This is a genomic window from Ignavibacteriota bacterium (assembly GCA_016713565.1).
Taxonomy (GTDB): domain Bacteria; phylum Bacteroidota; class Ignavibacteria; order Ignavibacteriales; family Melioribacteraceae.
On record JADJOX010000007.1, the window covers coordinates 1,053,484 to 1,078,851 of the forward strand.

The 25,368-nt window shown below is 31.2% G+C and carries 26 protein-coding genes; 18 read left to right on the forward strand and 8 right to left on the reverse strand.

Going from position 1 to position 25,368, the window contains the following annotated elements; translation table 11 throughout:
• Positions 1 to 33 precede the first annotated feature (33 nt).
• The gene (locus IPK06_11995) at positions 34 to 1,005 is read right to left on the reverse strand and encodes a hypothetical protein (GenBank protein MBK7980691.1); all 972 of its coding nucleotides are present in this window, start codon (positions 1,003 to 1,005) and stop codon (positions 34 to 36) included.
• 245 nt (positions 1,006 to 1,250) lie between these two features.
• On the opposite strand from IPK06_11995, the gene IPK06_12000 reads away from it, so the two are divergent.
• Positions 1,251 to 1,697, forward strand: a complete 447-nt coding sequence (locus IPK06_12000; GenBank protein ID MBK7980692.1) for an Lrp/AsnC family transcriptional regulator — start codon at positions 1,251 to 1,253, stop codon at positions 1,695 to 1,697.
• A 12-nt stretch (positions 1,698 to 1,709) separates the two neighbouring features.
• Positions 1,710 to 2,729 carry a glutamine synthetase beta-grasp domain-containing protein gene (locus tag IPK06_12005; protein MBK7980693.1) on the forward strand — a complete coding sequence of 340 codons (1,020 nt, stop codon included), beginning with the start codon at positions 1,710 to 1,712 and terminating at the stop codon, positions 2,727 to 2,729.
• 56 nt (positions 2,730 to 2,785) lie between these two features.
• Here the strand turns inward: IPK06_12005 and IPK06_12010 are convergent, their stop codons facing one another.
• Positions 2,786 to 3,529 carry a TerC family protein gene (locus tag IPK06_12010; GenBank protein MBK7980694.1) on the reverse strand — a complete coding sequence of 248 codons (744 nt, stop codon included), beginning with the start codon at positions 3,527 to 3,529 and terminating at the stop codon, positions 2,786 to 2,788.
• Between the two features lie 483 nt (positions 3,530 to 4,012).
• Between IPK06_12010 and IPK06_12015 the strand changes: the two genes are divergently transcribed.
• Together IPK06_12015 and rfbA are read left to right on the forward strand one after the other, a co-directional pair.
• On the forward strand, positions 4,013 to 4,729 hold the full coding sequence (locus IPK06_12015) for a hypothetical protein (GenBank protein ID MBK7980695.1): 717 nt from the start codon (positions 4,013 to 4,015) through the stop codon (positions 4,727 to 4,729).
• A gap of 7 nt (positions 4,730 to 4,736) precedes the next feature.
• A complete protein-coding gene (gene rfbA / locus IPK06_12020; GenBank protein MBK7980696.1) occupies positions 4,737 to 5,609 on the forward strand; it encodes a glucose-1-phosphate thymidylyltransferase RfbA in 873 nt (290 codons plus the stop codon).
• A gap of 57 nt (positions 5,610 to 5,666) precedes the next feature.
• Here rfbA and IPK06_12025 read toward each other — a convergent pair whose 3' ends face one another.
• The 4 genes from IPK06_12025 to IPK06_12040 form a co-directional block, all read right to left on the reverse strand.
• Entirely contained in the window at positions 5,667 to 5,873 is a 207-nt protein-coding gene (locus IPK06_12025) for a T9SS type A sorting domain-containing protein (GenBank protein MBK7980697.1), read from the reverse strand.
• Between the two features lie 289 nt (positions 5,874 to 6,162).
• On the reverse strand, positions 6,163 to 6,933 hold the full coding sequence (locus IPK06_12030) for a hypothetical protein (GenBank protein ID MBK7980698.1): 771 nt from the start codon (positions 6,931 to 6,933) through the stop codon (positions 6,163 to 6,165).
• Between the two features lie 355 nt (positions 6,934 to 7,288).
• Positions 7,289 to 8,869, reverse strand: coding sequence for an N-acetylmuramoyl-L-alanine amidase (locus tag IPK06_12035; GenBank protein MBK7980699.1), 1,581 nt, complete (start codon positions 8,867 to 8,869; stop codon positions 7,289 to 7,291).
• A gap of 2 nt (positions 8,870 to 8,871) precedes the next feature.
• Positions 8,872 to 9,459 carry an isoprenylcysteine carboxylmethyltransferase family protein gene (locus tag IPK06_12040; protein MBK7980700.1) on the reverse strand — a complete coding sequence of 196 codons (588 nt, stop codon included), beginning with the start codon at positions 9,457 to 9,459 and terminating at the stop codon, positions 8,872 to 8,874.
• Between the two features lie 148 nt (positions 9,460 to 9,607).
• On the opposite strand from IPK06_12040, the gene IPK06_12045 reads away from it, so the two are divergent.
• The 14 genes from IPK06_12045 to IPK06_12110 all read left to right on the forward strand — a co-directional run bounded on the left by IPK06_12045 (position 9,608) and on the right by IPK06_12110 (position 23,019).
• Positions 9,608 to 10,120, forward strand: a complete 513-nt coding sequence (locus IPK06_12045) for a hypothetical protein (protein ID MBK7980701.1) — start codon at positions 9,608 to 9,610, stop codon at positions 10,118 to 10,120.
• 187 nt (positions 10,121 to 10,307) lie between these two features.
• A complete protein-coding gene (locus IPK06_12050; protein MBK7980702.1) occupies positions 10,308 to 10,820 on the forward strand; it encodes a hypothetical protein in 513 nt (170 codons plus the stop codon).
• A gap of 8 nt (positions 10,821 to 10,828) precedes the next feature.
• A complete protein-coding gene (locus IPK06_12055) occupies positions 10,829 to 11,482 on the forward strand; it encodes a hypothetical protein (protein MBK7980703.1) in 654 nt (217 codons plus the stop codon).
• Positions 11,483 to 11,492: 10 nt separating this feature from the next.
• Positions 11,493 to 12,806 carry a hypothetical protein gene (locus IPK06_12060; GenBank protein MBK7980704.1) on the forward strand — a complete coding sequence of 438 codons (1,314 nt, stop codon included), beginning with the start codon at positions 11,493 to 11,495 and terminating at the stop codon, positions 12,804 to 12,806.
• Between the two features lie 247 nt (positions 12,807 to 13,053).
• The gene (locus tag IPK06_12065) at positions 13,054 to 13,623 is read left to right on the forward strand and encodes a hypothetical protein (protein MBK7980705.1); all 570 of its coding nucleotides are present in this window, start codon (positions 13,054 to 13,056) and stop codon (positions 13,621 to 13,623) included.
• 8 nt (positions 13,624 to 13,631) lie between these two features.
• The gene (locus IPK06_12070; GenBank protein ID MBK7980706.1) at positions 13,632 to 14,306 is read left to right on the forward strand and encodes a hypothetical protein; all 675 of its coding nucleotides are present in this window, start codon (positions 13,632 to 13,634) and stop codon (positions 14,304 to 14,306) included.
• Between the two features lie 21 nt (positions 14,307 to 14,327).
• On the forward strand, positions 14,328 to 15,623 hold the full coding sequence (locus IPK06_12075; GenBank protein MBK7980707.1) for a hypothetical protein: 1,296 nt from the start codon (positions 14,328 to 14,330) through the stop codon (positions 15,621 to 15,623).
• 21 nt (positions 15,624 to 15,644) lie between these two features.
• Positions 15,645 to 16,151, forward strand: coding sequence for a hypothetical protein (locus IPK06_12080; GenBank protein MBK7980708.1), 507 nt, complete (start codon positions 15,645 to 15,647; stop codon positions 16,149 to 16,151).
• A 3-nt stretch (positions 16,152 to 16,154) separates the two neighbouring features.
• Positions 16,155 to 16,790 (forward strand): hypothetical protein, encoded by a 636-nt coding sequence (locus IPK06_12085; protein MBK7980709.1) that lies wholly within the window; start codon positions 16,155 to 16,157, stop codon positions 16,788 to 16,790.
• A 1-nt stretch (position 16,791) separates the two neighbouring features.
• Positions 16,792 to 18,021 (forward strand): hypothetical protein, encoded by a 1,230-nt coding sequence (locus IPK06_12090; protein ID MBK7980710.1) that lies wholly within the window; start codon positions 16,792 to 16,794, stop codon positions 18,019 to 18,021.
• 138 nt (positions 18,022 to 18,159) lie between these two features.
• Positions 18,160 to 18,666 carry a hypothetical protein gene (locus IPK06_12095; protein ID MBK7980711.1) on the forward strand — a complete coding sequence of 169 codons (507 nt, stop codon included), beginning with the start codon at positions 18,160 to 18,162 and terminating at the stop codon, positions 18,664 to 18,666.
• A gap of 54 nt (positions 18,667 to 18,720) precedes the next feature.
• A complete protein-coding gene (locus IPK06_12100; GenBank protein MBK7980712.1) occupies positions 18,721 to 19,302 on the forward strand; it encodes a hypothetical protein in 582 nt (193 codons plus the stop codon).
• A gap of 1 nt (position 19,303) precedes the next feature.
• Complete coding sequence (locus IPK06_12105) at positions 19,304 to 20,527, forward strand: DUF4900 domain-containing protein (protein ID MBK7980713.1); 1,224 nt, start codon at positions 19,304 to 19,306, stop codon at positions 20,525 to 20,527.
• A gap of 89 nt (positions 20,528 to 20,616) precedes the next feature.
• On the forward strand, positions 20,617 to 23,019 hold the full coding sequence (locus IPK06_12110; GenBank protein ID MBK7980714.1) for a carboxypeptidase-like regulatory domain-containing protein: 2,403 nt from the start codon (positions 20,617 to 20,619) through the stop codon (positions 23,017 to 23,019).
• A gap of 1 nt (position 23,020) precedes the next feature.
• On the opposite strand, the gene IPK06_12115 is transcribed toward IPK06_12110, so the two are convergent.
• Positions 23,021 to 23,695, reverse strand: coding sequence for a HAMP domain-containing histidine kinase (locus IPK06_12115; GenBank protein MBK7980715.1), 675 nt, complete (start codon positions 23,693 to 23,695; stop codon positions 23,021 to 23,023).
• A complete protein-coding gene (locus IPK06_12120) occupies positions 23,692 to 25,365 on the reverse strand; it encodes a cation:proton antiporter (GenBank protein ID MBK7980716.1) in 1,674 nt (557 codons plus the stop codon). The genes IPK06_12115 and IPK06_12120 overlap by 4 nt, the downstream gene beginning before the upstream one ends.
• Positions 25,366 to 25,368 lie beyond the last annotated feature (3 nt).

Here is a 25,368-nt window from a genome sequence, read left to right on the forward strand (position 1 = left end):
AGACGGGATATATCTCGTCTCTATAATTTAGTTTTATTCAATAGGAATTTTAAATGCAAATGTAGAGCCAAATCCTTTCTTACTTTTTACCCAAACTTTACCGTTGTGTTCTTCAACTATTTTTTTTACAATCCACAAACCCAAGCCTGAGCTTGTTTCATCGCCTGTAGGTTTATTGCCAAATTTTGTGCCTTTTTCAAATACATGTAATAATTCATCTTCAGTTAAACCAAATCCGTTGTCCTTAACTTCAACGGTTACATAATTTTTTTCCAGATTCGTTACAACTTCTATTTTACAATTTTCAGGACAATATTTTATTGCGTTACCGACATAATTATCAACTACCTCTTTAATTTTACTTTCATCAACATTAATTAGCAATTCTTCTTTCGGCTGATATAGTCTAATTTCTAAATTTTTCTTGTTTGCTTTTACTCTATTTATCTTTATTACGCTTTCTATTATTTGATAAAAATTTACGCTTGTTTTATTTATTTGCATTGTTGAATATTCTTCAGCAACGGTTTGAGAGAATTCGTCAGCCAGTTTAATAATTCTTGATGAAATTTCAACTAACCCGGATAAAATATCATTTTGCTCTTGAGCCGATAAATCGTAAGATTCCAATAATTCAACAAAATTTTTAATTGCCGATGCGGGATTTTTAATATCATGAGCAACCATCGCTAAAGTCTCATCTTTTCTCTCTCTTAAAATTTTAAGATTTATTTCATTTTTTTCTAATTGATTTTTCTGTTCTTCAAGATGGGAGATAATTTTTTTCAGTTGTTCGATTTTATACTTGAGTTTTTTGTTCTTTTCTTCCAAAAAATTGATTTCTTTATTCAAACTTTCATTTTCTTTTTTCAGTTCGGATAATCTATTACTTTGTTTAGATAATAATTTCTCTTCTTCAATTATTTCTTTGGAATCTTGCGAAGGGAAAATATTTTTCTTAAAAATGAAGATCAGCAATCCGCAAAAAACTAAAAAAAGTGACACCCATTCCAATAATTCCGATTAAAGAATCCATATTTACTTTTCCTTAATGAAAATATTCAATAATCGACAAAAAAAAAGAAATGATTAACAATAATTTTTTATGTATATAATTTCAAAGAAATTGATGCAAACCACATTTTATACCTAATAAATTTAATTTGTCAAAAAATAATTTGCATTATTAAAATATTTCACTAAATTTCATAAAGTAATTTTAATATTTACCTAATAAAATAAGAAAAATTATGTTAGACGCAATAGACATTAAAATATTGGATATACTTCAAAAAGAGGGAAGAACAAAACGCAATGTTATTGCCGAGCAAGTAAATTTATCATTACCTTCATTAAGCGAAAGACTAAAAAAGTTGGAAGAAAAGGGAATTATTGAAGGTTACTATGCTAAATTAAACAAAAAATTTTTTGGATTTGATCTGATGGCTTTTATTACGGTTTATATGAAGTCATCTAAAAAATTTCATGATTTAGAAGAGCATGTTTCTCAAACACCCGAAATTTTAGAGTGTCATGCAATTTTAGGAGAAGGTTCACACTTATTAAAAGTACTTATAAGAGGAACAGAAGACCTTGAGAAATTATTAGCTCAAATTCAATCGTGGCCCGGAGTAAGTAGAACAGTAACGAGTTTTGTATTATCAACAGTTAAAGAAACCACAACAATAAACATATAATTTGGAGTAAAAATGGCTAAATCGAGGTTAGAGTATATTTGGCTTGATGGATATCAACCAACTCAGAAAATGAGAAGTAAAACAAAAATTGTAGATAATTTTGATGGAACAGTTGAAAACGCTCCAATGTGGGCATTCGACGGTTCATCAACAATGCAGGCTCCGGGCGGTTCATCAGATTTAATTTTACAACCGGTTCGTGTATTTGTTGATCCGGCAAGAGCAAATGCATATTTGGTTATTGCTGAAGTATTAAATCCAGATAAAACACCACATCCAACTAACGGTAGAGCAACAATCAATGATGATGATCATGATTTTTGGTTCGGTTTTGAACAAGAATATGTTCTTTGGGATTTAGATCATCATACACCGTATGGTTTTCCGGCTCCAGGATATTATCCTCCGCCTCAAGGACCTTTTTATTGTTCTGTTGGCGCTGAATATAATGTAGGTCGCGATATTGTTGAAGAACACGTTGATCTATGTATTGCGGCTGGACTTAATATCGAAGGTATAAATGCTGAAGTTATGAAAGGTCAATGGGAATATCAAATATTTGCAAAAGGCGCAAAAGAAGCAGGCGATCAACTTTGGGCTGCAAGATATTTAATGGAAAGAATCGGAGAAGCACACAATATCAGAATTAATCTTGATCCTAAACCGGTTACCGGAGATTGGAATGGTTCCGGTATGCATACAAATTTTTCTAATTCTACTTTAAGAACTTGCGGTAATAAAGAAACTTATTCAAAAATTTGTCAAGCTTTCGGTACTCAAGATGCAATTGAAAGGCACATTGCTGTTTATGGTGCGGATAATCATTTAAGATTAACCGGAAAACATGAAACACAATCTATTGATAAATTCAGCTTTGGTGTTTCAGATCGCGGCGCTTCCATTAGAATACCAATCGGAACAGTCGAATCTGGATATAAAGGATGGTTAGAAGATAGAAGACCAGCATCTAACGCAGATCCGTATAAAGTAGCAGCAGAAATTATTAACACTGTTAAAGGTGTAAAATTATAATCTATTTGTTTTTAGAAGACAAAAAACCCTCATAATTTTGAGGGTTTTTTATTTAATTATATCTTAATGCTTTTCAGCAATTTAAGTTTTTTCTCGGAATTTTTCTTCATTTTCAAATTAAGCATTTCAACACCTACGCTAAATGCCATTGAAAAATAAATATATCCTTTGGGAATATGGAAATCTAATCCTTCGCCAACTAGGGAAACACCGACAAGAATCAAAAAGCTTAATGCAAGCATTTTAATTGTTGGATGAGAATCGACAAAATCACCTAACGCTTTAGCGGAAACCATCATTATTATTACCGCAATGATTATTGCTAAAATCATGACTTCTACATCTTTTGCCAAACCAACAGCAGTTATTACGGAATCCAAAGAAAATACTATGTCCAAAACGGCAATTTGTATTATTACACTTATAAAACTTGCAGCAGCTTTACTGCTTTTATGCTCTTCGGTTCCTTCCAAACTATTATGTATTTCGTGAGTGCTTTTGGCAAGTAAAAATAATCCGCCGATAATTAAAATTAAATCTCTTCCGGAAATATCATACTGTAAAATTGTAAACAAATTATTTGTCAATCTCATTACCCACGTAATTGAAAGAAGCAGCAATATTCTTGTAACCATCGCCAAAGCCAATCCTATTGTTCTTGCTTTTCCTCTTTCTTTATCAGGTAATTTACCTACTAAAATAGAAATAAAGATAATATTATCTATACCTAAAACAATTTCTAAAGCGGTAAGTGTCAATAATGCAATCCATGCTTCGGGATTCATCATCCATTCAAACATTTTTTATTCCTTATAAAAATTTTGTAAAAGTGTTAGAAATATCATTATAAATTAAAAAAATTATATGATTAAAATATCGTATTCTTTTTATATTAAATATTATTCTGAATTCCATTTTGTATTTATTGAATATTTGAAATGATTTATATTGTTTTTACAAGGCCAATTAACATTTATATGATAACTTATTGATAATACTTCTTTTCTTTTTTTCGTTTTTATTTTTATTTTGAGTTAACCAATAATGACGGTTTATGGATATTATTAAAAATTTTGATCTACATTTTTGATAAATTCGGTAAAAATGATTTCACAATATCTATTCAAATAAATTTAATTATTCATTCTGTAGAGAAAGTGTTTCATTATCTTATTTTTAAACAAATATTTTTTACTAAAAATACATATTATTTTTCTTCATAATTTTTTGAATACCTTATCAATATGAATTATAAAATAAGATTTATTTTTCTCATAATTCTTATGTCGGCAAACATAATAGTTTCACAAAATGTTTATGTTTGTGAAAAATATACGGAAAACGGAATTCCGATAAATCCTATAAACAAGTTGGAGGCAAAATCTTATGGCAAATCCGCAAACATATTGATTGATAATAAGAAAAGTTTTGAATCTAATATTCTATATTTATTTATTGATAAATTGAACGACGGGAAATACATCCCATTCGATAGTAAAATTTTGAAAATTGAAAAAAATCAAACATGGGCAGCCAGAGAATATGTATTTATTGAAGCCGGAACTTATGAAATCTATTTTTTAAACTCCAACGAAAAGAGAATAGCTTCCACAAAACTTGAAGTTATTAGTGAGATTGAAAGTATTATGTCAAAGGATTTAGGCAATTCCCAATTTGTATTTTGTGATATGATTGTTAACGATAGACCAATGAATCCTATTTCACAATTATCCTTGTCTGCTCAAGGTAATGATATTTATGCATTTATAAATAATTATTCGGCTTTTAATTCCGATAGGATTACGGTAAAAACTTATAAAAGATCGGAAAATTCAGATGAATATAAAGAACTAATTTCCACAAAAAAATTCAAAGTTACTCCAAGATGGTCAATTACTTTTTTCAAACTTAGTTTTTCCGAACCTGGAGATTATAAAATTGATGTTAACGAAAAAAATAATAAATTAATAGTTTCAAAAATATTTACTGTAATAAATTAGGAAAAAAATGAAAGGAATAATTCTTGCCGGAGGTGCCGGAACTCGTCTATTTCCAATAACAAAAGTCTATAGCAAACAGCTAGCGTTATTGTATGATAAGCCGTTAATTTATTATCCGCTATCAATATTAATGTTGGGAGGAATAAAAGATATTTTAATTATTTCCGACGCAGTTACGATACCGCATTATCAAAAGTTATTTGATAACGGAAATTTTATTGGAATGAATATCAGTTATGCAGTTCAAAATGCGCCAAATGGAATTGCAGAATCTTTTATTATTGGTGATAATTTTATTGGTAATGATAGTGTAACATTAATTTTAGGCGATAATATTTTTTATGGAAAATTGGATTTTTTCTATAAAGCAATTGAAAGTCACAATTCCGGAAGTACGATTTTTGCTTATCAAGTAAACGATCCTCAAAGATATGGTATAATTGAATTTGATAAAAACGGCAAAGCCATTTCAATTGAAGAAAAGCCGAAAATACCTAAATCTGATTTTGCAATTCCAGGTTTATATGTTTACGATAATAAAGTGATCAGCATTTCAAAAAATTTGAAACCCTCCAATAGAGGTGAGTTGGAAATAACGGATGTAAATAAAGTTTATTTGGAAAACTCTGAATTGGATGTTGTTAAAATTGGTCGTGGAGTTGCTTGGCTTGATACCGGAACACCCGAAGCACTTTTGCAAGCGTCTAATTTTTTTGGAGTAATTGAAGATAGGCAGGGTTTAAAGGTAGCTTGTATTGAAGAAATTGCATTTAAGAAAAATTTTATTTCAAAAAATGAATTAACAGATTTAGTTAATTCATATCCTAATTCCAGCTATAAAGATTATCTTGTAAAATTCATATCCTCAATTGATAATTAAAATTTAGGCAGTCGGAAAATTTTCTGGGTCACCGGCTGCCATTTTTTTCACAGTTATTTATTTAATCAGATTCATTTTTTTAACTTGAGAGAATTTGCCGTCAATGTTCAATTGGTAAATATATGTACCGCTGGCAAGTCTGGAGCCATCTATATCTATTTCATGTATTCCGCCGCTTAATTCTTCATCCAATACAGCCAATACTTTCTCTCCCAATATATTATATACATCCAACTTTACCACTCCGGTTTCCTTCATCTTCACTTGTACCTTGGTACTCGGGTTAAACGGATTTGGATAATTCTGACTTATTCCATATTCTGCCGGTATTACTTCTTCTTCTCCCTCGTCTACTGCCGATGAACTGTTTGCTCCGTATATCTCCGCTTCCCATACATTGGACCATTGTCCCGGATTATTTTTGTCCCTATTATTTCCAACTCTACATATCTTCCCAATACTTCCTCTCCTATTATTGTCTCACTCCATTCCGTACTATCCGATTCCTTTGAACTTACTATTTCTTCCCAATTCTTCTTATCCTTGGATACCTTTACATTATATGTATATGTTCTACCTTTATCATAGTAAAAAATGAAAATCTTGTCCTTTTTATCTTTTTCTCTTCCCCTAAATCTAATATCAATGTTGAAGGTATTGTCTGTGTTGCCCATCTTCCATTTCCTTCTCCATCATTTTTTCCTTTTCCATCTATTACTCCTCTAGGTGTTGTATTGGTATCTGTTGTTGAACTTGCCTCTACTCCAATTATTGTCAATTTCTCTTCTTTCGTTTCTGTACTTTCAAATTGTACGCTTGTGTGGCTTTCCGGATTGGTGATATTCTCAAAGTTTTTCCCCGTTATTATTGTACTTACTGTGCCTTCAAAATCCCACTTTATTCCCAGCAAACTAACTTTGCTTATGTCTATTTTTCCCTCTAATACAAATCTTCCTACTAATGTCTTTTTAGATATTACATCGTTGCCGATAAACGATACGAATGTCAATTCCGCTGTTCCGTCTATGTTCTCTATGCCTACGTATAGATCCGGTGTGTTCAATAGTTCTGAGCTTCCTTCAACATAACTCAGTTTTAAGCTTGATAATTCTAATTCTTGGTTTATGCTTAACGCGCACTGATAGCTTGTAAGTTCAAATGATTCTCCTACATTCTCTATATATACTTCCGCACTTACTTTGTCTATCCCTTCTATTTTTATATCTTCTATACTCATCTTATATCTTACTTGGCCTATAAGAATTGTTGATAATAATGATAAACTTAAAATTACTTTACAAATATTTTTTATTATGGCTGACATTTTTAAACCCAAGTAAAATTGTTCGGGTTTAATTCACCAATAATGCCAGTTAATACATAATTGTCCTAAATCACATTAATGTTACGAATTTGAAATAATTTCTGAATATTATAAATATTGAGGAAATTTGAAGGAAAATTGAATAGATGAAAAAAATATTGACACCGGAAATTGGATGTTGAAAATAATGGAAATTTCAACGGTTAATATAGGTGCAAAATTATTTTACAACGCAAAAAAAATGGCTATGGTTAATTACTATTGCAAGTAGAATTTATGGGGTAATTTTAGAAATGAACAATAAAATCACAAATAAAATTAAGAAAATTAAAACCCATTTTTGAGCGTTAGTCATTTATTTACCTATTTCATTAATTAGCGAATTTTCATAATATTTTTTATACTTTAACACTGCGTCAAAAATAGAAGCAGCTATATCTTTTTGCCCGGTTTTACTACTCAATATTTTTGCATCATGTTTATTCGAAATAAATCCGGTTTCAATTAAAACGCTTGGCATTGAAGCTCCAACCAAAACCAAAAATCCTGCCTGTTTAATTCCCCTTGAAGTTAGGCTTAGTTGTTTTTTCCATTCGGTATTTAACAAATCAGCAAAAGTTTCAGAATAACGCATGTTTGAAGATTGCGCCATACTTACCAAAATAAAATTTTCATCAGTAAGTTTTTGATATCTTGACGGATCATCTTCCAAACTTATTACGCTGTTTTCAAATGCGGCAATATCAATGGCTTCTTTTGTTCTTCCGGGTCTAAGTAAATATACTTCAATTCCATTTGCATTAGTCGGCTTTTTTGGCGTTGAATTACAATGAATGGAAATAAATAAATTTCCTTTATTTTCATTAGCTATTTTACCTCGCCTATATAACTCAATAAATTGGTCGCTGCTTCTTGTATAAACGACTTTAACTTCTTTTAGATTTCTGTTTATCAATTCACCAAGTTCTTTGGCTATTGCTAAGTTTACGTCTTTTTCTTTTAAACCATTAATACCGATCGCGCCTGGATCTTTGCCACCATGTCCCGCATCAATTACAACCACGTCAAACTGCCATTTTTTTATTTCCTCTGAATCTAAATTTAAATTTTCCTGTTTAAGATATTTATTATGAATAGAAACTAATATTTCGTTAATATCTTCATCGTAAAATACTTCATAATTATCATATCCGTTTTTAAGTTCAATTTCAAATTGCGGATTTCCATTTACATATTTTATTTCTAAATTTTTAACTAATCCGGATTCTTTAAAATGATTTATTAAACTATTATCAACCGTAACATTATTGAAAAACAAATATAATTTATTGTCCTTTATTGAACTGGCAGGTTCTCTGATTGGCCTTTTTGTTCCTAATCTTAATAAAGTTCCGTTTGCTTTGTTTTCTATCTTAATTGAAAAAATATCGTATTTAACATTGCTTGCGTCTAGAAGATTTTCATTCCAATTAACCAAATTTTTTGTGTCCAGGTTTTCATTTTTAACCGATAAAGTATTATCAGATTCGTTGTAAAATAAATCCATTCCGGAAGCATAGCTCAAGTATTTTACAGCATATTTGATTGGTATAACAATTTCGGAGTTTTCAGATTTGACCGATACAGGCATTTGAAATATTTGATGTTGATTACCTTTTTTTGAAGTAAGAATAACAAATTGATTATTAATTGTAAACTTCAACTTGTATTCGGAAAATTTTATTTCAAATTTTTGATGAGATTCGTTTAAGAAAAAATTAGCGGAAAATGCTTCGGCTAATAGTTTTGAAGAAACGTATTCTATCCCTTTTATTTGTATTGAAGGAATTTTGTTTTCATATTTTCCAATTTTTAATGTTAAATCGCTCCCAAATGAAAAACCGGAGAATTCAAAAATTAAAATTATCAGAAAAAAAATGAATCTTTTATTGTTCAATTTTAACCTACAAATGGAAATAAAAATCCTGATTTTTTCTTATAGTTTACAAATTTCTCTTTAAAATGTTTCTCGAGCAATTTATCTTCAAAAAATGCCCTTAGAACAAATAAAGGTATTTCAATAAAAATAACTAAGGGAATTATCACATATCCCATTAATGCGATTCCCAATCCCAAATCACTTAAAATTTGGCTAATATATTGCGGATGCCTTAAAAATTTATAAAATCCACTAGTTATTAATCTATGATTTTTAAAGATTAATATGTCCTGAGAATAAAATTCACCCAATGATTTAAAGCTGCCAACTTGAACCCAAGAAAATACTATGAAAAATAATAATCCAATCAGTCTATATATATAAAATTCTTCTTTTACTTTATCACTAAAAACACCCAAATTAAAGATTGCCGCAATCGATAATATTAAAATAACCGCTGAAATATTGGGAGGAATTTTTTGAAGGTATGTTTTGGGCTTTTCAATTACATTGGAAAGTTTGGATTTCATACCCTTTTTTGCCGCAGACAAATTAGCGCTCATTGATACAAATAAATTAACCGCAGCTATAATATTGATCGCATCCATAGATGTAAAAATTTCCTAATAATTATAAATCAAATATAACAACTTCATTTAAATAATTTCACAAAATTAAAGGCATTTTGTTTAAGTAAAAACCTTTAATTTCTTAAATTATGTGCGATAATAGGTTAAATAAATAAAATTATTATATATGAATTCAGGACAAATATTAATTACTATTGCCGCTATGGCTTTGCTTTCTGCAACGATTTTAAATGTCAATAAAAATTCACTTACGACTTCCCTATCAATGACAGAAACAAAGTATAAAATATTGGCAGTTTCTTTGGCAAATACTTTAATTGAAGAAGCAACCAGTAAAGCTTTTGATGAAGCAACAACAAACAATGTATTAATAACAAACGTAAATAATTTATCAACCAATCTAAAAGCCGACGATAAAGAAATAAAAAGAATTTTATTTGACGATATTGATGACTATAATAATTACTCCGAAACAACTGATGCAGATTCTACATATGATTACGCAACAATGAATATTATTTGCAAAGTAAGATATGTAGATCCTTATAAATCTTTAGATTCAGTTGATTATAAAACATGGCATAAAAGAATAACTGTATCTGTAAATAGTCCTTTTTTTAATGAAGGTTCCGAAAATATTACACTTTCCAAGATTATAAGTCATTATTATTTCCGATAATCTCAATAATTAAGTTTTGTGTTTTATATCACTTTAATATTAAATGTGATATCCGATTATACACTAAATATCATTTTATATGATTCAATTTAAGTCATTAGGTAAAAATTGAAAGAATTTCAAACATTCAAATCTAATTTAATTGGCATACTAATTGAAGTTTTAAGTGAAAAAAAATGAGTGAATGATGAATACTGGTCAAATGTTAATTTCAATGGCGGCAATGATGTTATTATCGCTTGTAATTGTAAATGTTAATAGAAATTCGCTTACAAACACAAATAATATGGATGAAACCAAATATAAAATTTTAGCAACTTCATTAGCTAACACAATAATTGAAGAAGCATTCAGCAAAGCATTCGATGAGCAAACCGCAAACGGATTATTAGTAAACAGCGAAAGTCAACTTTCTCTTAATTTAGGTAAAGATAGTGGAGAATTAAATCGTAAAGATTTTGATGATTATGACGATTATAATAACTATTCAGAGAATACAAAGAGTGATTCGACAATTATTTCCGCAGATTTTACTTTTAATTGTAAAGTATTCTATGTTGATCCATTTGTTTCACTTGATTCGGTTTCTAACAGAACGTATCATAAAAGAATAGAAGTTTGCGTTACGAGTCCATTCCTCAATGAAGGACAAGATACCGTAAAACTTTCAAAAATTAATAGTCACTTTTATTTTAGATAGAGGTAACGATGGGATTTAGCACATTGATCGATATATTGGGCAGCACTTTAATAGGAGGGTTGATTCTGCTTATACTCTTCAGAATGAATGATTCCTCTGTTGAAAATCATTATTTGAACAGCGGTGAAATGATAGTTCAAAGTAATCTTCTTTCCGTAATAGAACTTCTTGAACATGATTTTCGAAAAATTGGGTATTGTGAAGAGTATAATAAAATTCCCAATCCTGCGGTTGCAATAATTGAAGCGACTGATACCAGTATTGCATTTCTTACAGATGTAGCTCAATCAAAATCTGTACAAGTCGGCGATGGTAATGTAGATGTACTAAAATATTGGGTTGGATCGCCTTTAGATGCGGAAGTAATGGGAACTCCAAATCCAAAAGATAGAATTCTTTATCGTCAGGTTAATAGTGATGCGCCCTATTCAGCAAATCTAGGCGTAACGCAATTTAGCTTAAAATATTTTGATGATGATGGTAAGGAAATTAATACAATGCCGATTGCACCTCCATTGGGAATAATTACTTTACAAATAGATGTTACGGTTGAAAATACTGCCTCTTACGGAGATGCCGCTTCCGAGGATGTTTATTCAAAAGATAAAAGTGCTTTTTGGCGTCAAATAAGATTATCTGCGCCAGGATTAAGTATTAGATAAAGGAGAAATTATGGGCGGAAAAGCGATTCTATTGGTTGTTATATCATTCAGTTTAATGTTCGCAATTGTAAATTTTAATTCGCAAAACACTACAACTCGTGCAGTTGAAAATCTTTCTGAATATTATTCGAAAACTAACTTGCAAAATATAGCCACAAGCGGCGCAAATATGGCGGCTAATATTATTTTTAAAGATCCTACTTGGACAGGCAATTTTAACCATCTTCCATTTCAAGGAGGTTATTTAGATATAAACGTTACCAAATTTGCCGTGGACAAAATTAGAATTTCGTCTAAAGGTTATTTAACCGGAATTTATAACGGTGAAATTGGAGAGGATACTTCGCTAGTTAAATTGATATTAGAACCAAGCAGCTTTTCAAAATTTGGTTATTATTCCAATAAGTGGCCTGCTGGCGGTTATTTAGTAACCGGAGATACAATCGATGGACCATTTCATACGCAGGGGCAATTACTTACACTTGGTTCTCCCGTATTTATGGGTAAAACAACAACCAAAGGCGGTATTACCTCAATTGGAAACTCTTATGGCTTCGGCGCAGCTGATCCAAAATTTTTAGGCGGATATGAATCGCCTGTTGATGTACCGTTTACATTAAATACAACCAAAATTAAAGATGCCGGAAATTATGATGGAAAAATTTTTCAAGATGCCGGCGGAAATGCGCTAGATGTAAAATTGGTTTTTACAGATGACGGGAGCGCTACGGGCAAAGTTCAATACAGCACAAGAAAAACCGGAACATCAACTTGGAGCACTGCTGTTACCGCAAAATTAGATACTCTTGCTCCTAATGGTGTAATATGGAATACAAAAGGTAATTTATATGTATCAGGTACCGTAAACGGTAAATATACTGTCGGAACGGGTAAAAGCGGTTCAAATTATGGTTACGTATATTTAGAAGACGATATTGTTTACAGAAAATCGCCGCTAATATCTGACCCTGCACATCCCGGTTACACAATTTCAAATCCGGCTTGCCAAGACATGCTGGGAATTGTTGCCGAAAAACAAGTGGTTGTTAAGGATAATTCCGCAAATAGAAATAATATTAATATTCATGCATCTCTGTTTAACTTTGACGGCGGAATTACAGTAGAAGGAATTACTTCTTCATCACCTAATATGGGAACTATGAAAATTCTTGGAGGCTTAATAGAAAATGAAGCTCAAACAACGGGTTATACAAATGGTGCAGGTTACCATCAAGTAATAAAATTTGATAAACGATTTGAAACTACTACACCGCCATATTTTCCTGCAACCGAAACTTATGAGATAGTTTCTTGGTTTGAATAATGTATTGATTAATTAGAACATTTAAGATAAATCCAACTTAAAATAAGTTGGATTTATTATTTTTAAAATCAAAAATTCTAAGTCATTTTTCTGCTCAATGTTGATTCAATCTGATACATAATAAAACATTTTTGTGATTTGAAACAACTCAGACATTAATTACACCCCATTTTTTTATCCAAATTCGCAACTTTCATATGGCATTATTGTTGTCATTTGTCCTCGTTGAAAACAATTAAGAAATTATATGAACACAGGTCAAATGATGATTACAATGGCTGCTATGATTTTATTGTCGACAGTCATTTTAAGCGTAAATAAAAATGCTTTGAACACAACAACTTCTATGGCGGAAAACAAATATGAAATACTTGGTATTTCGTTAGGTACCGCTTTAATTGAAGAAGCATTCAGTAAATCTTTTGATGCTTACACATCAAGAGACCCGCTTACCGGAAATACAAAACAAGCAGGAAGCCTTTCTGATTTAACAAACTATAATAATTTAGGACCAAATTTTTCTGAAAGGAATAGAAGGCAATTTAATGATTTTGATGATTACAATGGTTTTGTTGACAGCACATCCAACGCTTCACTAGATTCGACATACTCGGATACAAGAGATAATGAGATTTCTGCAATATTCAAAGTTGAAAGTAAGGTTTATTACATTGACCCCTCAATAGATAACCTATTGAGGAAAGTAAATTATAGAACTTGGCATAAAAGAATAGATGTTTCTATTACAAGCAAATATCTAAATGATGGTTTAGATACAATAAAATTATCAAAGATTTACAGCTATTATTTTTATTAGGAGAAGTAATGGGTTTTTCAAGTTTAATTGATATTATTGGTTCTACATTAATTGGCGGCGTAATTCTTATTATTCTTCTAAGAATGAATGATTCAGCGGTTGAAAATCATTACATAAATAGCGGTGAACTAATTGTTCAAACAAATTTAATATCTGTAGTTGAACTACTTGAATATGATTTAAGAAAAATTGGATATTGCAAAAATTGGGAAATTTCACCCGTACCCGGAGAAGCACTTTTAGCCGCATCTGATACGAGCATAACATTTTTAACCGATGTACCAACAACTTCAAATCAATTTGGAGACGGAAATATTGATACCTTAAAATATTGGGTTGGGTCTCCATTTGATGCCGAGGTTATAAATACTCCAAATCCTAAAGATAGAATTCTTTACAGACAAGTCAACGGAGAACCGCCATTATATTCTAATATGGGTGTAACACAGCTTAAAATTGTTTACTTTGACGCATTGGGAAATATAATTCCGACTTACACATTAATTGCAAAATCCGCTTCAAAAAAACCGCTTGGTGTAATTACAATGCAAATAGACATTACAGTTGAAAACATTGCCGCTTACGGTGATGCAACTGAAGAAGATAACGAAGTTTATTCAAAAGATAAAAGTGCATTCTGGCGTCAAATTAGACTTGCTGCACCAAGTTTAAATAATAGATAATTTCCGAAGGAGTATGTTTTAATGGGTGGGAAAGCAATTTTATTAGTGGTCATTTCATTTAGTTTAATGTTTACAGTTGTAAAATATAACTCAACTAATACAACTTCAAATGCTGTAGAACGGTTAACGAGTTATTATATTAAAACTAACGCTCACAATATTGCGTCAAGCGCTGCAAATATTGCCGCTAACGAATTATTCAAGAATCCGAATTGGTCAGGTTATGCTCACGACACTTTATACATGAATGGAGGTTATGCGGTAATTTCTGTAAATAAACCTGCAAATGCCAAAGCAAAATTTGATGCCAAAGCCGTTTATACGGTTTATTATGCGGGTCAGGAAATAAAAGAAGAATCAAGAGTAAATTTTGTACTTAGTGCAACAAATTATTCAAGATTCGGATATTACACTAAAACTTGGGGTTCTGGCTATTTGGTAACAGGAGATACAATCGATGGACCATTTCATACGCAAGATATTTTAAATACTTTGGGTTCTCCGGTCTTTCTCGGTAAAGTTACCACAAAAAACGGTATTAAAATGGAAGGAAATAAATATGGATTCGGCGCCGCAAAACCGGAGTTTACAGGCGGTTATGAAACCCCGGTAGATGTACCCTTTACACTTAATACTTCCGCATTGCAAGGTGTTGCAACAACAGGTGGCAAATTATTCCAAGATCCAAGCGGAAATGATTTGGATATTCGACTAGTTTTTAAATCAAACGGAACCGTTGATTGGAGCAAAAGAAAAACAGGTACTTCATCTTGGTCAACTCCCATAAATGCAAAATTAGATACACTTGCGTCAAATGGTGTAATTTGGAATAAAAAGGGGAATTTATATTTATCAGGCACTGTAAACGGAAAATACACCGTTGGAACAGCCACTGGTGGAAGTTCAACCGGAAATGTTTATTTGGAAAATGATATCGTTTATAGAAACGACCCCTTAAAGTTTCTGTCCGGCGGAAAAACTATCACAAATCCCGATTGTCAGGATATGTTGGGAATAGTTGCTCAAAATCAAGTAGTTGTAAAAGACAATGCTGCAAATAGAAATGATATAAATATACATGCGGCACTTTTTAACTATGGTGGAGGAATTTCCGTTGAAGGTTTAACTTCCTCCAAACCAAATATGGGAATTATGCGTATTCATGGAAGTTTAATTGAAAATACTGCTCAAACTACTGGATACACTAACGGCGCGGGGTACAACCAAGTAATTAAATATGATAAACGATATAGAAATTCTACACCGCCTTCATTCCCTGCTACAACTTCTTATGAAATTGTTTCATGGTTTGAATAATTATAAAAGTGGATTTTTAAAATGAATTCAGGACAAATGTTAATTACAATTGCAGCTATTTCACTAATTGTTTTAACTATTTTAAATTTTAATAAGAGTTCGTTAAACACTCAAGAAAATTTAGATTATAACAAAGAATATATATCAACTGTAACAGCAGCACAATCATTGTTAGACGAGATAAGCGGAAAAGCTTATGATGAAAATATTATTAACGGCGCATCTATTTCTTCGGCTTTGGGTTTTTCATCAACGTTAGCGCCTGAATCGGGCGAAGTTTATCCCAATTTCGATGACATTGATGATTTTAATAATTTTTCAAAGAAAGATTCAATTATGAACTTGGGAATTTTCAATTTCAAAGTAAAAATCAATTATGTAAATGATAATTTGGAAAATTCGTCATCCTGTACTTATCATAAAAAAGTAACAATAAAAGTAACGGATAATACACTAAAAAATCCATTTACAAATAAACTTGACACAATTCAAATATCAACTGTTTTAAGTCAATGGAAAATGTTATAGGATATGGGATTTAGTACTTTAATCGATATACTTGGAGCGATGGTTTTAGGCGGGTTAATGCTCTTAACAATTCGGGCTTTCAACGGGAACGTAAATGAAAACTCAAGTAAATACCATAGTGATTTAATTGTGCAGCAGAACTTAGTTTCAATAGTTGAATTAATTGAATATGATTTTTCAAGATTGGGTTATTGCGAAGATCCCGCAAAAATTCCCAAACAGGAGGATATGATTATTAAAGCCGATTCTAATTCAATAGAATTTTGCACAGATTTAGCCGTAAGCAGTTCAGAATATAGAGGTGATGGAATTTTGGACACATTGCGTTATGAATTAGGAGAAGATATAAATAATACACCAAACCCAAATGATAAACTACTCTACAGATATATTCCTGGTTATGATAAGGATGCGTCAAACTTGGGTATAACTCATTTCTCAATTATTTATTTTGATAATTTTGGTAATTTACTTCCGCATCCAATTAATACACAACTTATTGCATCAATGCAAATTGATATTAAGGTAGAAGATTGTTACGGTTATGATACTGACAATATTGATAAAAGTCATTCTGAAAAATTTCAAACCGCATTATGGCGGCAAATACGTTTGGCAACTAAAAATATAAGCAGGTAATATGGGGGGAAAAGCTGCCCTAATTTTAATATTAGGTTTCAGCGGCATACTTTTAATTATTGGACTAAATTTTAATTCGGTTTCGAGTTCTGCAGTTGATAATTCGGGTAAATATTTTGAGTCCACTATGGCTAAAGAAATTGCAAGAACTGGAATTAATTTAGCTGCAAGTAATATTGCAAAAAATCCGGGCTGGCAGCCGGATGGCAATCCTTATAGCTTTTCCGGCGAACATAATTTAATTATTAGTGTTAAAGATACCGGAGATATTAAAACAATTACGGCTATTGGTGAATACAAAGGAATTTCGAAATTAATTGAAATTAAAGTTAAAGCAGCAAGCTTTTCAGAATTTGCATACTTTTCTGATAAAGAAGCGCCTTTGGGAACAGAAATCTGGTGGACAAAAAAGGATTCTGTTTGGGGACCATTTCATACAAATGATGTTTTGAGAGTATCAAAACATCCGTATTTTAACGGCCCATCAACTTCGCATGGAGGCGCACTAATTTACCAAAGTGATATTTCTACCGATGCCCCTACAATAGCCGGTGATTACAATCCGGGTTTAACAATTTCTCTTCCTACCGACGGAATTTTGGGTTTAGCAACTAAAGCATCGGGAACCGGAGGATATGTTTTTTCCGGACAGCCTGAAGTCTTTCTCGAATTCGCGGGCGACAGCATTCGCTATAAATTCAGTGCTGGTGATTCATACACTACCGTTTTAGGAAGCGATCTTTCACCTTCCGGAATTATTTATGTTGAAAATGGAAATTTAAGACTGCAAGGTACAGTAAAAGGTAAATGGTCCGTCGGCTCAAATCAATCAGTTTATCTTGATGATGATGTTGTTTATAATGACGTTCCTGATTACAGCGATAAAACAGATCCATCAAATGATTTATTGGGCATTCTTGCAAACGACAAAGTTTACATAACGAATAACGCAGAAAATAAAGACAATATAAACATTCATGCGTCAATTTATGTAGAAAATGGTGGATTTGAAGCTGAAAATTATGAGACAAGACCTGTAAGCGGTTATATTAATTTAATTGGCGGAGTTACACAAAAAATAAGACAAGGAGTTGGAACATTCAATTCCGGTTCAGGCGACCCTCAAAGCGGATTTATGAAAAATTATCGTTATGACAGTAGATTACTAAGAATGGTTCCTCCTTATTTTCCAAGTACCAGCACTTTCAAAATTCTTTCTTGGCTAGAATAAGTATAAAATCTCATTTTAATTCAATTCATATAAAACTGCAACTTATTCATATCAATTTTACAACTTTGTCACATAGTGATTGACTTTAAAAAAATTTTTAATGAGTCGATAATTCATCAAATATTAAAAATAAATTATATGAATACCGGACAAACGATGTTAGGAATTGTTGCGATGGCACTAGTAACCATTGTGACTTTAAACTTGAACAGAGGTTCAATGTCTACTCAAGATTCGTTAATTTATAATAAATCGTTTATATTGGCAACAACTGTTGCACAATCAGTTATAGATGAAATTCAAAGCAAAAAGTTTGATGAAGAAATTGTAAAAGGAACAAAAATTTATTCGGCACATGATTTTTCTTCAAAACTTGGAAAAGAATCCGGTGAATCATATCCAAATTTTGATGATATTGATGATTATAACGGATTTAAAAGAAGCGATACAATTCCTCAAATGGGCGTTTTCAATATTTCAGTAAATATCAAATACTTAACTGACGATCTGGTTCAAACAAATTCTCAAACTTATAATAAAAATGTTACTATACAAATTGAAAGTCCGTCGTTTATAAATTTTTATACTAATGCAAAAGATACAGTTGTAATATCTACTTTACTTAGTCATTGGACATTATTATAAATGGGACACAGTACTTTATTAGATATTATTGGTGCAATGATTATTGGAGGTTTTATGATATTAATAATAAACTCCGTAAATCAAACAGCCTCAGAAAATACCAGCCAATATAATAGTGATTTAATTTCACAGCAGAATTTAGTTTCGATTGTAGAATTACTTGAATATGATTTCTCTCGAATCGGTTATTGTGAAAACACGGATAGTATTTTGTCACCGGAAAATATGATCACTTATGCAGATTCTAATAAAATTATTTTTTGGACGGATATTGCTGTATCATCTTCAAATTTTAGAGGCAATGGAACAAAAGAAGAATTAATTTATGAATTGGGTCCGGATGTTAATGAAACTCCAAATCCATTTGATAAGCTTCTGTATAGATATTTGAAAGGTGATAAAAAAGACGCGAGCAATTTGGGGATTACAGAATTTAAGATAACTTATTTTGATAATTTGAATAACAAATTAAGTCATCCGATTAATACAAAATTAATATCTTATATGCAGATAGATTTAAAAGTTGAAGATTGTTACGGTTACGATACGGATAATAATGAAAAATTGCATTCCGAAAAGTTTCCAACCGTATTCTGGAAACAGATTAGATTGGCAACAAAAAATATGAGCAGATGAAATGGGAGGAAAAGCATCAATATTTTTAGTACTTGGTTTTAGCACAATTATATTAATAATTGGGCTAAATATGAATAGAGTTTCTTCTAGCGCCGTAGATAATTCCTCAAATTATTATGAAAATGAAATCGCAAAAGAAATTGCGAGAAGCGGCATAAATTTAGCTGCAAGTAATTTATCAAGAAATCATAGCTGGAATCCGACAGATAAAAAATTTAATTATCTTGGCGATAAAAATTTGGAAATTTCTGTAAAAGAATCTGGTGATATTAAAACAGTTACTGCAATAGGAATTTTTAAAGGAGTTGCAAAAACAATTGAAGTAAAAATAAAATTGGCAAGTTTTTCAGAATATGCCTATTTCTCAAATGTTGAAGGCGATATTTGGTGGACTGGCACCGATTCTGTTTGGGGTCCATTCCATACAAATGACAATATTCAAGTTCAAGGTCATCCATATTTTAATGGTCCTGTTACTTCACATGGCGGAATTATGAAATATTATACCGATAAAGCCACCGATGCTCCAACTATTCAAGGGACATATATTCCTGGAACAACCATTAATATTCCAACAGATGGCATAACAAATCTTTCGGCTTCAGCAAGTAAAGCCGGACACGTTTTTACAGGAACATCACAAGTCTTTTTAAAATTTGCAGGCGATAGTATAAAATATAAATTTAATAGCGGCGATCCTTATGTTACTGTTTTAGGAAGCTCTCTTGCGCCTAACGGTGTTATATATGTAAATAACGGTAATTTGCGAATTGAAGGAACAGTAAAAGGTAATTGGTCCGTTGGAAGCAATAAAAATGTGTATTTAGATAATGATGTTGTATATTCAAAAGTTCCCAATTATAAAGATAAAAACGATGCTTCCCCTGATCTTCTAGGAATAGTTTCTCAAAATGATGTTATAATTACGGATAATACCGCAAATCGTTCAAGTATAAATGTCCATGCCGCAATATATTGCGAGGATGGCGGTTTTACCGCGGAAAATTATACAAGCAGAACATTAAGCGGAACAATTCATTTAATTGGCGGAATTACCCAAAATCAAAGAAAAGGAGTTGGTACCTTTACGGCAGATAAAACAAAAAAAATACCTAAATCAGGTTTCCCTTATAAAGATTACAAATACGATAGTCGCTTATTGAAAAAAGTCCCGCCTTATTTTCCAAGCACAAACACATTTAAAGTTCTTTCTTGGTTAGAATAGTTTAAATTCATTATTAATTTTAATTATAATTGATAAGTTAATTCCCAAACATTTTTAATAATATTTTTCTATTTAATTTTTCAATTATTATGCTAAAAAAAAACTTATATATTCTAATCACTTTAATATTCTACTCTGTAATTATTTCTGCTCAGAAATATACTATAAACGGAAATGTTGCTGATAACCAAACAAAAACCGGATTGGCATACTCAAATATTAAAGTTGAAGGAACGGGATTTGGAACTTCTACAAATATTTCCGGTGAATTTAAATTAAATCTTGCCAAAGGAAATTATTTAATAATTGCGTCCTATCTTGGCTATAAATCCGATTCAGTAAAAGTTGAACTAAACAGTGATAAAATTATAAATTTTTCTCTTGAGTCGGTTCAATTGAAATTGGATGAAGTTACCGTAAGACCCGGAAGAAATCCCGCTTATGATATCATTGAAAAAGCAATTGCGGCAAAGGAAAAAATTAAAAGTAAAATATCCGACTATTCATATTCCGCCTATACAAAAGGTTTGATAAAAACGACGCAGGATTTTCAAAATTCAAGTTATTCAATTTCTTCTAAAGATACCGGCGAGATAAAAATAACCGGAATTATCGAAAATGAAAGTCGAGGATTTTTTAAAACACCGGATTTATCCAAATATTATATAGTCGCAAGAAAACAATCGGCAAATACTCCTCCGTTTGTAAATGTTTTAACGGGCGGCAACATACTTCAAAGTTTTTATGAAGACAAACTTGCATTCCTCGGCAAAATGATACCAAGTCCAATTTCCAAACAAGCGTTAACATATTATTATTTTTATATTGAAAAGGAAACTGCAATTGATAATAAAAAAGTATATCAAATTTATTTTGCACCCGATAATACGGCCGATCCAGGCTTTTATGGAAATATTTTTATTGAGGACGAAACATATAACCTCTTAAAAGTTGATGTCAATTTAAATCGAATGGCAAATCCCGGCGGATTATTTGACAATATAAAAGTGTTTCAGCAATTTTCACTTTTTGATAACGGCATTGTTCTTCCGGTTGATTACAGAATTTTTGCTTACGGAAATTATATCGGAATTGTGAAATTCGGTTTTGAACTAAATACAATTATGAATAATTATGAAATCAACAAAAATATTGAAGACGATTTCTTTGATAATACGCTGATTTCCGTTTTGCCGGAAGCCGATAAAAAAACTGAAGAATATTGGAACTCAATTCAGTCAATTCCTAATACTACGGAAGAAACATTGGCATACGCCAGAATTGACAGTTTAAAAAAAGCCAAGACTGCTTTAGGCGAAGAAATAAATTTCCTTTCAGAAAGAATTAAGTTGAGCGATTATTTTTCTATTTCGGGACCGCTTGCGCTTTACAGTTTTAACAAAGTTGAAGGCAGTACATTAAATTTTGATCTTTATTTTTCTGATTCCGAAGAACAAAGACTTAACGGCAATTTGGATTTCAGTTACGGATTTTCGGATAAGAAATTTAAAAAACAAATTTCCGCACTTTATAAGTTTGGAGATTACCGAACAACTTCATTAAGAATTTCCGCTTATGATAAAATAACCGATCTTTTCGGAGTTTCCGATAATTACAATAAATTTACATCCACTTTTTTAAGTCTATTAACCAAATATGATTTTAGAGATTATTACTATTCTAAAGGATTTGAAACAGAGATTAGTTCGGATATTTTTCCAATTTTAAATCTTGGAATCGGATTTAAGAATAGAACAGATAAGTCGGCAATTAATAATTCAGATTTTTCATTTTTCTACCCGAGTAAAAAGTATAATGAAAATAAAAACATATACAATACAAAGACAAATTCAATTTCAGCAAACTTTTCAATTGATTTCAGAAAATTTATTGAAGATGGCTTTTTCAGAAGGCGGATTCCGCGAAGGACATACATTATTTTAGAAGGTTTCGCAGAATTTAGTGATATTGATTTTTTGAAGAGTCAAAATAATTTTTCGCTATATGAGTTGAACGCGTTTGGTTCATTCCCAACATCAGATAACTGGATGATGGAATTTTATGCAGATAAAATATTTTCAAACGGAGCCGTTCCTTTTCAATTGCTGCATGCGCTTCCAGGAAACATCAGCGCCGCCGGAAAAAACAATTCATTTAGAACATTAAGAATTGGAGAAGTCTTTGGTGATGAAGTAACTGAAGTTTTCTTAAATCATAATTTTGGCGATGAGCTGTTTTCCCTTTTGCAAATTCCGTTAATTCAGGATTTGCAGCTGCAGTTTGCGATTCATTTAAATGCCGCAGTATCAAATATTTCATCCGATAGTAAAAATATTTTGATGCACAATTCAGCGATTTTTAAAAAACCATTTTATGAGCTGGGTTTCAGTGTTGGGCATTTACTCATTCCCTTATCATTTGAGTTTACTTGGAAATTGAATTACTTAGGAAAAAATAATTTCGTTTTCGGAATTAATACTTTTGCTTTATAGCTCAGCTTGGCAGATGTAATACTATTTTAAGAGTGTTGTCCAAATCTTGAAAGAAGTTCAAATCACCGCCGGAAAGTTCCGTAAACTTAATCGCAAAAACTATAGGAAATGAAACATCCGAATTAAGTTTCTCCAATTTCAAATTATTTAAATATGAAAAATCTTCTTCGGAAAAGTTTGTCGTAAATTCTATGGCTGCAATATCGTCGAATTCAGTCGCTATGGATTTTATTGATATAACCGAATTACTTTTTGATATACGGCTGAGAAATAAAAAAATATTATTAAATATTGAGTTGGCAATTTCATAATCAATTAACAAACTTTGAGTGTCACTTATATCAGTTTTAATTTCAATTTTTTTTTCGATACAAATTCTTTTATAGAAATTTTTCGTCTGGAGAATTAAATCAAGCAAATTTAAATTTTCTTTAGTAAGTCCGTAATTATACGTATCAAGTTTAAGCCAATTTATAAAATTTAAAAGAAGTTCATATGATTCACGAGTTTGACTTCCAATTCTGGAAACATACTCTGTTATTTCTTCATAAGTCAGCTTTTCATTAGGGTCATTTAAAATATCGCTGAATCCAAGAATACTGGTAAATGATCCTCTAAGATCATGACTTAATTTTGAAAAAAACTGGTCTCTTTCAGAAAGTTTATCATTGCTCATTTCTTTAGTTCGCTTATTATTGATTTAGCGGATGAAATAGTTAAAAGTTTTTCCACTTCGGTTTTATTATCGAATTTATTCGCGATTTCTGAAAGTAATTTTAATTGCAATTCATTATTATTTTTCGGTGTTAAAAGTAAAATAATTATTCTGCTCAATAATCCGTCTCCGGCTTCAAAATCAATTCCGGTTTTATTAATTGCTATTGCAATCATTGGTTCTTTAATATCAACTTTTGCATGAGGCAATGCTAAGTAATTAGAAATTCCCGTCGGTAAAATATTTTCTCTGGCAATAACATCTTGGTAAATAGAGTCGCTTGGTAATTGAATTTTATCCGCGATAACATCCACCAATTTTTTAATTAATATTCCTTTATCTTTTTCATCGGTAAATAAAATAAATCTTTCGGAAATAATATTCGAAAATTTTGAGATGTCCTTTTTATTCAATAAATAACTCATAATAGGAGCGCTTGATAAAGACGTGATAATTGCCATAATTACCAAGGCAACAAAAACCTGTTCGTTTATTAGACCGGCTTCAAGTGCAATAATTCCAAGTATTATTTCCATCGTACCTCTGGAATTCATTCCGAACCCGATAATCAATGAATCGTTTTTATTCAATCCGCTCCAATAAGCGCCTAATCCGCAGCCAAGCACTTTTCCTGCAAAAGATAAAACTAAAATTATGCTGATAATTAAAAAGTTAAAATTTTCGATAAAATTTACTCTCAAGCCAATCGACACAAAAAATAGCGGAGCAAATATATTTGTAACAAATTGATGAATAATTTCTTTTGTACGCTCGTTTAAATGGGTTGAATCCCCAACTGCAATTCCAATTAGAAAAGATCCAAAAATTGCATGAACGCCAATATACTCCGTAAATGCCGCTCCTAAAAAGCCTAATATCAAAATAAAACTTAAAATTCCGCCGGGAAAAGAAAATTTAGAACTAATTATAGGAATTAATTTATCTATAATTTTTTTACCAATTGTTAAAACAAATAACAAGAAAATTGAAATTGCAATTGTAGTTTCTATAAATGTAAAGCCATGTTTTCCCGTACCTAATAAACCAAGAATAATTGAAAAAATAAGCCAGCCGATTAAGTCATTTAACATGGCGGCCGAAATAATTATTACACCGATCTCGCGTTTAAATATTTTTAGATCCATTAATGTTCTGGCTATTACGGGCAATGCTGATATTGATAATGCTGTTCCCATAAAAAGTGCAAAAATCATTTTAGAACTTCCAGAACCAATTCCTAAAAAATCCGGCATTAAAAACGCTATTCCAAAACCCAGAAAAAATGGAATAAACAACCCCAATAAGCTTGTGTATATTGCTTTTTTACCTTGACTTAAAACAATTGCGAGATCAACTTCCAATCCGGAAATTAACAATAGCAATATTACCGCTATTGTGGTAAAACTTTGCAGCGCTATATTAATTTCATTGTTTTGAGGAAAAAGAAACTCAAATGTATTGGGTGATATCATTCCTAATACTGTGGGACCCAAAACAACTCCGGCAAGAATTTCGCCCATTATTGAAGGTTGTTTTAGTTTAGAAAAAATTTCGCCAAACAATTTTGCAAAGAACAGCATAACACTTATGCTGATTAAAAAAATAGTTATTTGTTCGGCTGAAAGATTCAATTT

Coding starts and splice junctions, on each gene's coding strand:
- IPK06_12045 (MBK7980701.1), top strand. CDS start 9,608: ATGAATTCAGGACAAATATTAATTACTATTGCCGCTATGGCTTTGCTT.
- IPK06_12095 (MBK7980711.1), top strand. CDS start 18,160: ATGAATACCGGACAAACGATGTTAGGAATTGTTGCGATGGCACTAGTA.
- IPK06_12100 (MBK7980712.1), top strand. CDS start 18,721: ATGATATTAATAATAAACTCCGTAAATCAAACAGCCTCAGAAAATACC.
- IPK06_12110 (MBK7980714.1), top strand. CDS start 20,617: ATGCTAAAAAAAAACTTATATATTCTAATCACTTTAATATTCTACTCT.
- IPK06_12040 (MBK7980700.1), bottom strand. CDS start 9,459: ATGGATGCGATCAATATTATAGCTGCGGTTAATTTATTTGTATCAATG.
- rfbA (MBK7980696.1), top strand. CDS start 4,737: ATGAAAGGAATAATTCTTGCCGGAGGTGCCGGAACTCGTCTATTTCCA.
- IPK06_12015 (MBK7980695.1), top strand. CDS start 4,013: ATGTCGGCAAACATAATAGTTTCACAAAATGTTTATGTTTGTGAAAAA.
- IPK06_12050 (MBK7980702.1), top strand. CDS start 10,308: ATGAATACTGGTCAAATGTTAATTTCAATGGCGGCAATGATGTTATTA.
- IPK06_12080 (MBK7980708.1), top strand. CDS start 15,645: ATGAATTCAGGACAAATGTTAATTACAATTGCAGCTATTTCACTAATT.
- IPK06_12075 (MBK7980707.1), top strand. CDS start 14,328: ATGGGTGGGAAAGCAATTTTATTAGTGGTCATTTCATTTAGTTTAATG.
- IPK06_12010 (MBK7980694.1), bottom strand. CDS start 3,529: ATGTTTGAATGGATGATGAATCCCGAAGCATGGATTGCATTATTGACA.
- IPK06_12090 (MBK7980710.1), top strand. CDS start 16,792: ATGGGGGGAAAAGCTGCCCTAATTTTAATATTAGGTTTCAGCGGCATA.
- IPK06_12055 (MBK7980703.1), top strand. CDS start 10,829: ATGGGATTTAGCACATTGATCGATATATTGGGCAGCACTTTAATAGGA.
- IPK06_12115 (MBK7980715.1), bottom strand. CDS start 23,695: ATGAGCAATGATAAACTTTCTGAAAGAGACCAGTTTTTTTCAAAATTA.
- IPK06_12070 (MBK7980706.1), top strand. CDS start 13,632: ATGGGTTTTTCAAGTTTAATTGATATTATTGGTTCTACATTAATTGGC.
- IPK06_12105 (MBK7980713.1), top strand. CDS start 19,304: ATGGGAGGAAAAGCATCAATATTTTTAGTACTTGGTTTTAGCACAATT.
- IPK06_12060 (MBK7980704.1), top strand. CDS start 11,493: ATGGGCGGAAAAGCGATTCTATTGGTTGTTATATCATTCAGTTTAATG.
- IPK06_12005 (MBK7980693.1), top strand. CDS start 1,710: ATGGCTAAATCGAGGTTAGAGTATATTTGGCTTGATGGATATCAACCA.
- IPK06_12085 (MBK7980709.1), top strand. CDS start 16,155: ATGGGATTTAGTACTTTAATCGATATACTTGGAGCGATGGTTTTAGGC.
- IPK06_12065 (MBK7980705.1), top strand. CDS start 13,054: ATGAACACAGGTCAAATGATGATTACAATGGCTGCTATGATTTTATTG.
- IPK06_12000 (MBK7980692.1), top strand. CDS start 1,251: ATGTTAGACGCAATAGACATTAAAATATTGGATATACTTCAAAAAGAG.
- IPK06_12030 (MBK7980698.1), bottom strand. CDS start 6,933: ATGTCAGCCATAATAAAAAATATTTGTAAAGTAATTTTAAGTTTATCA.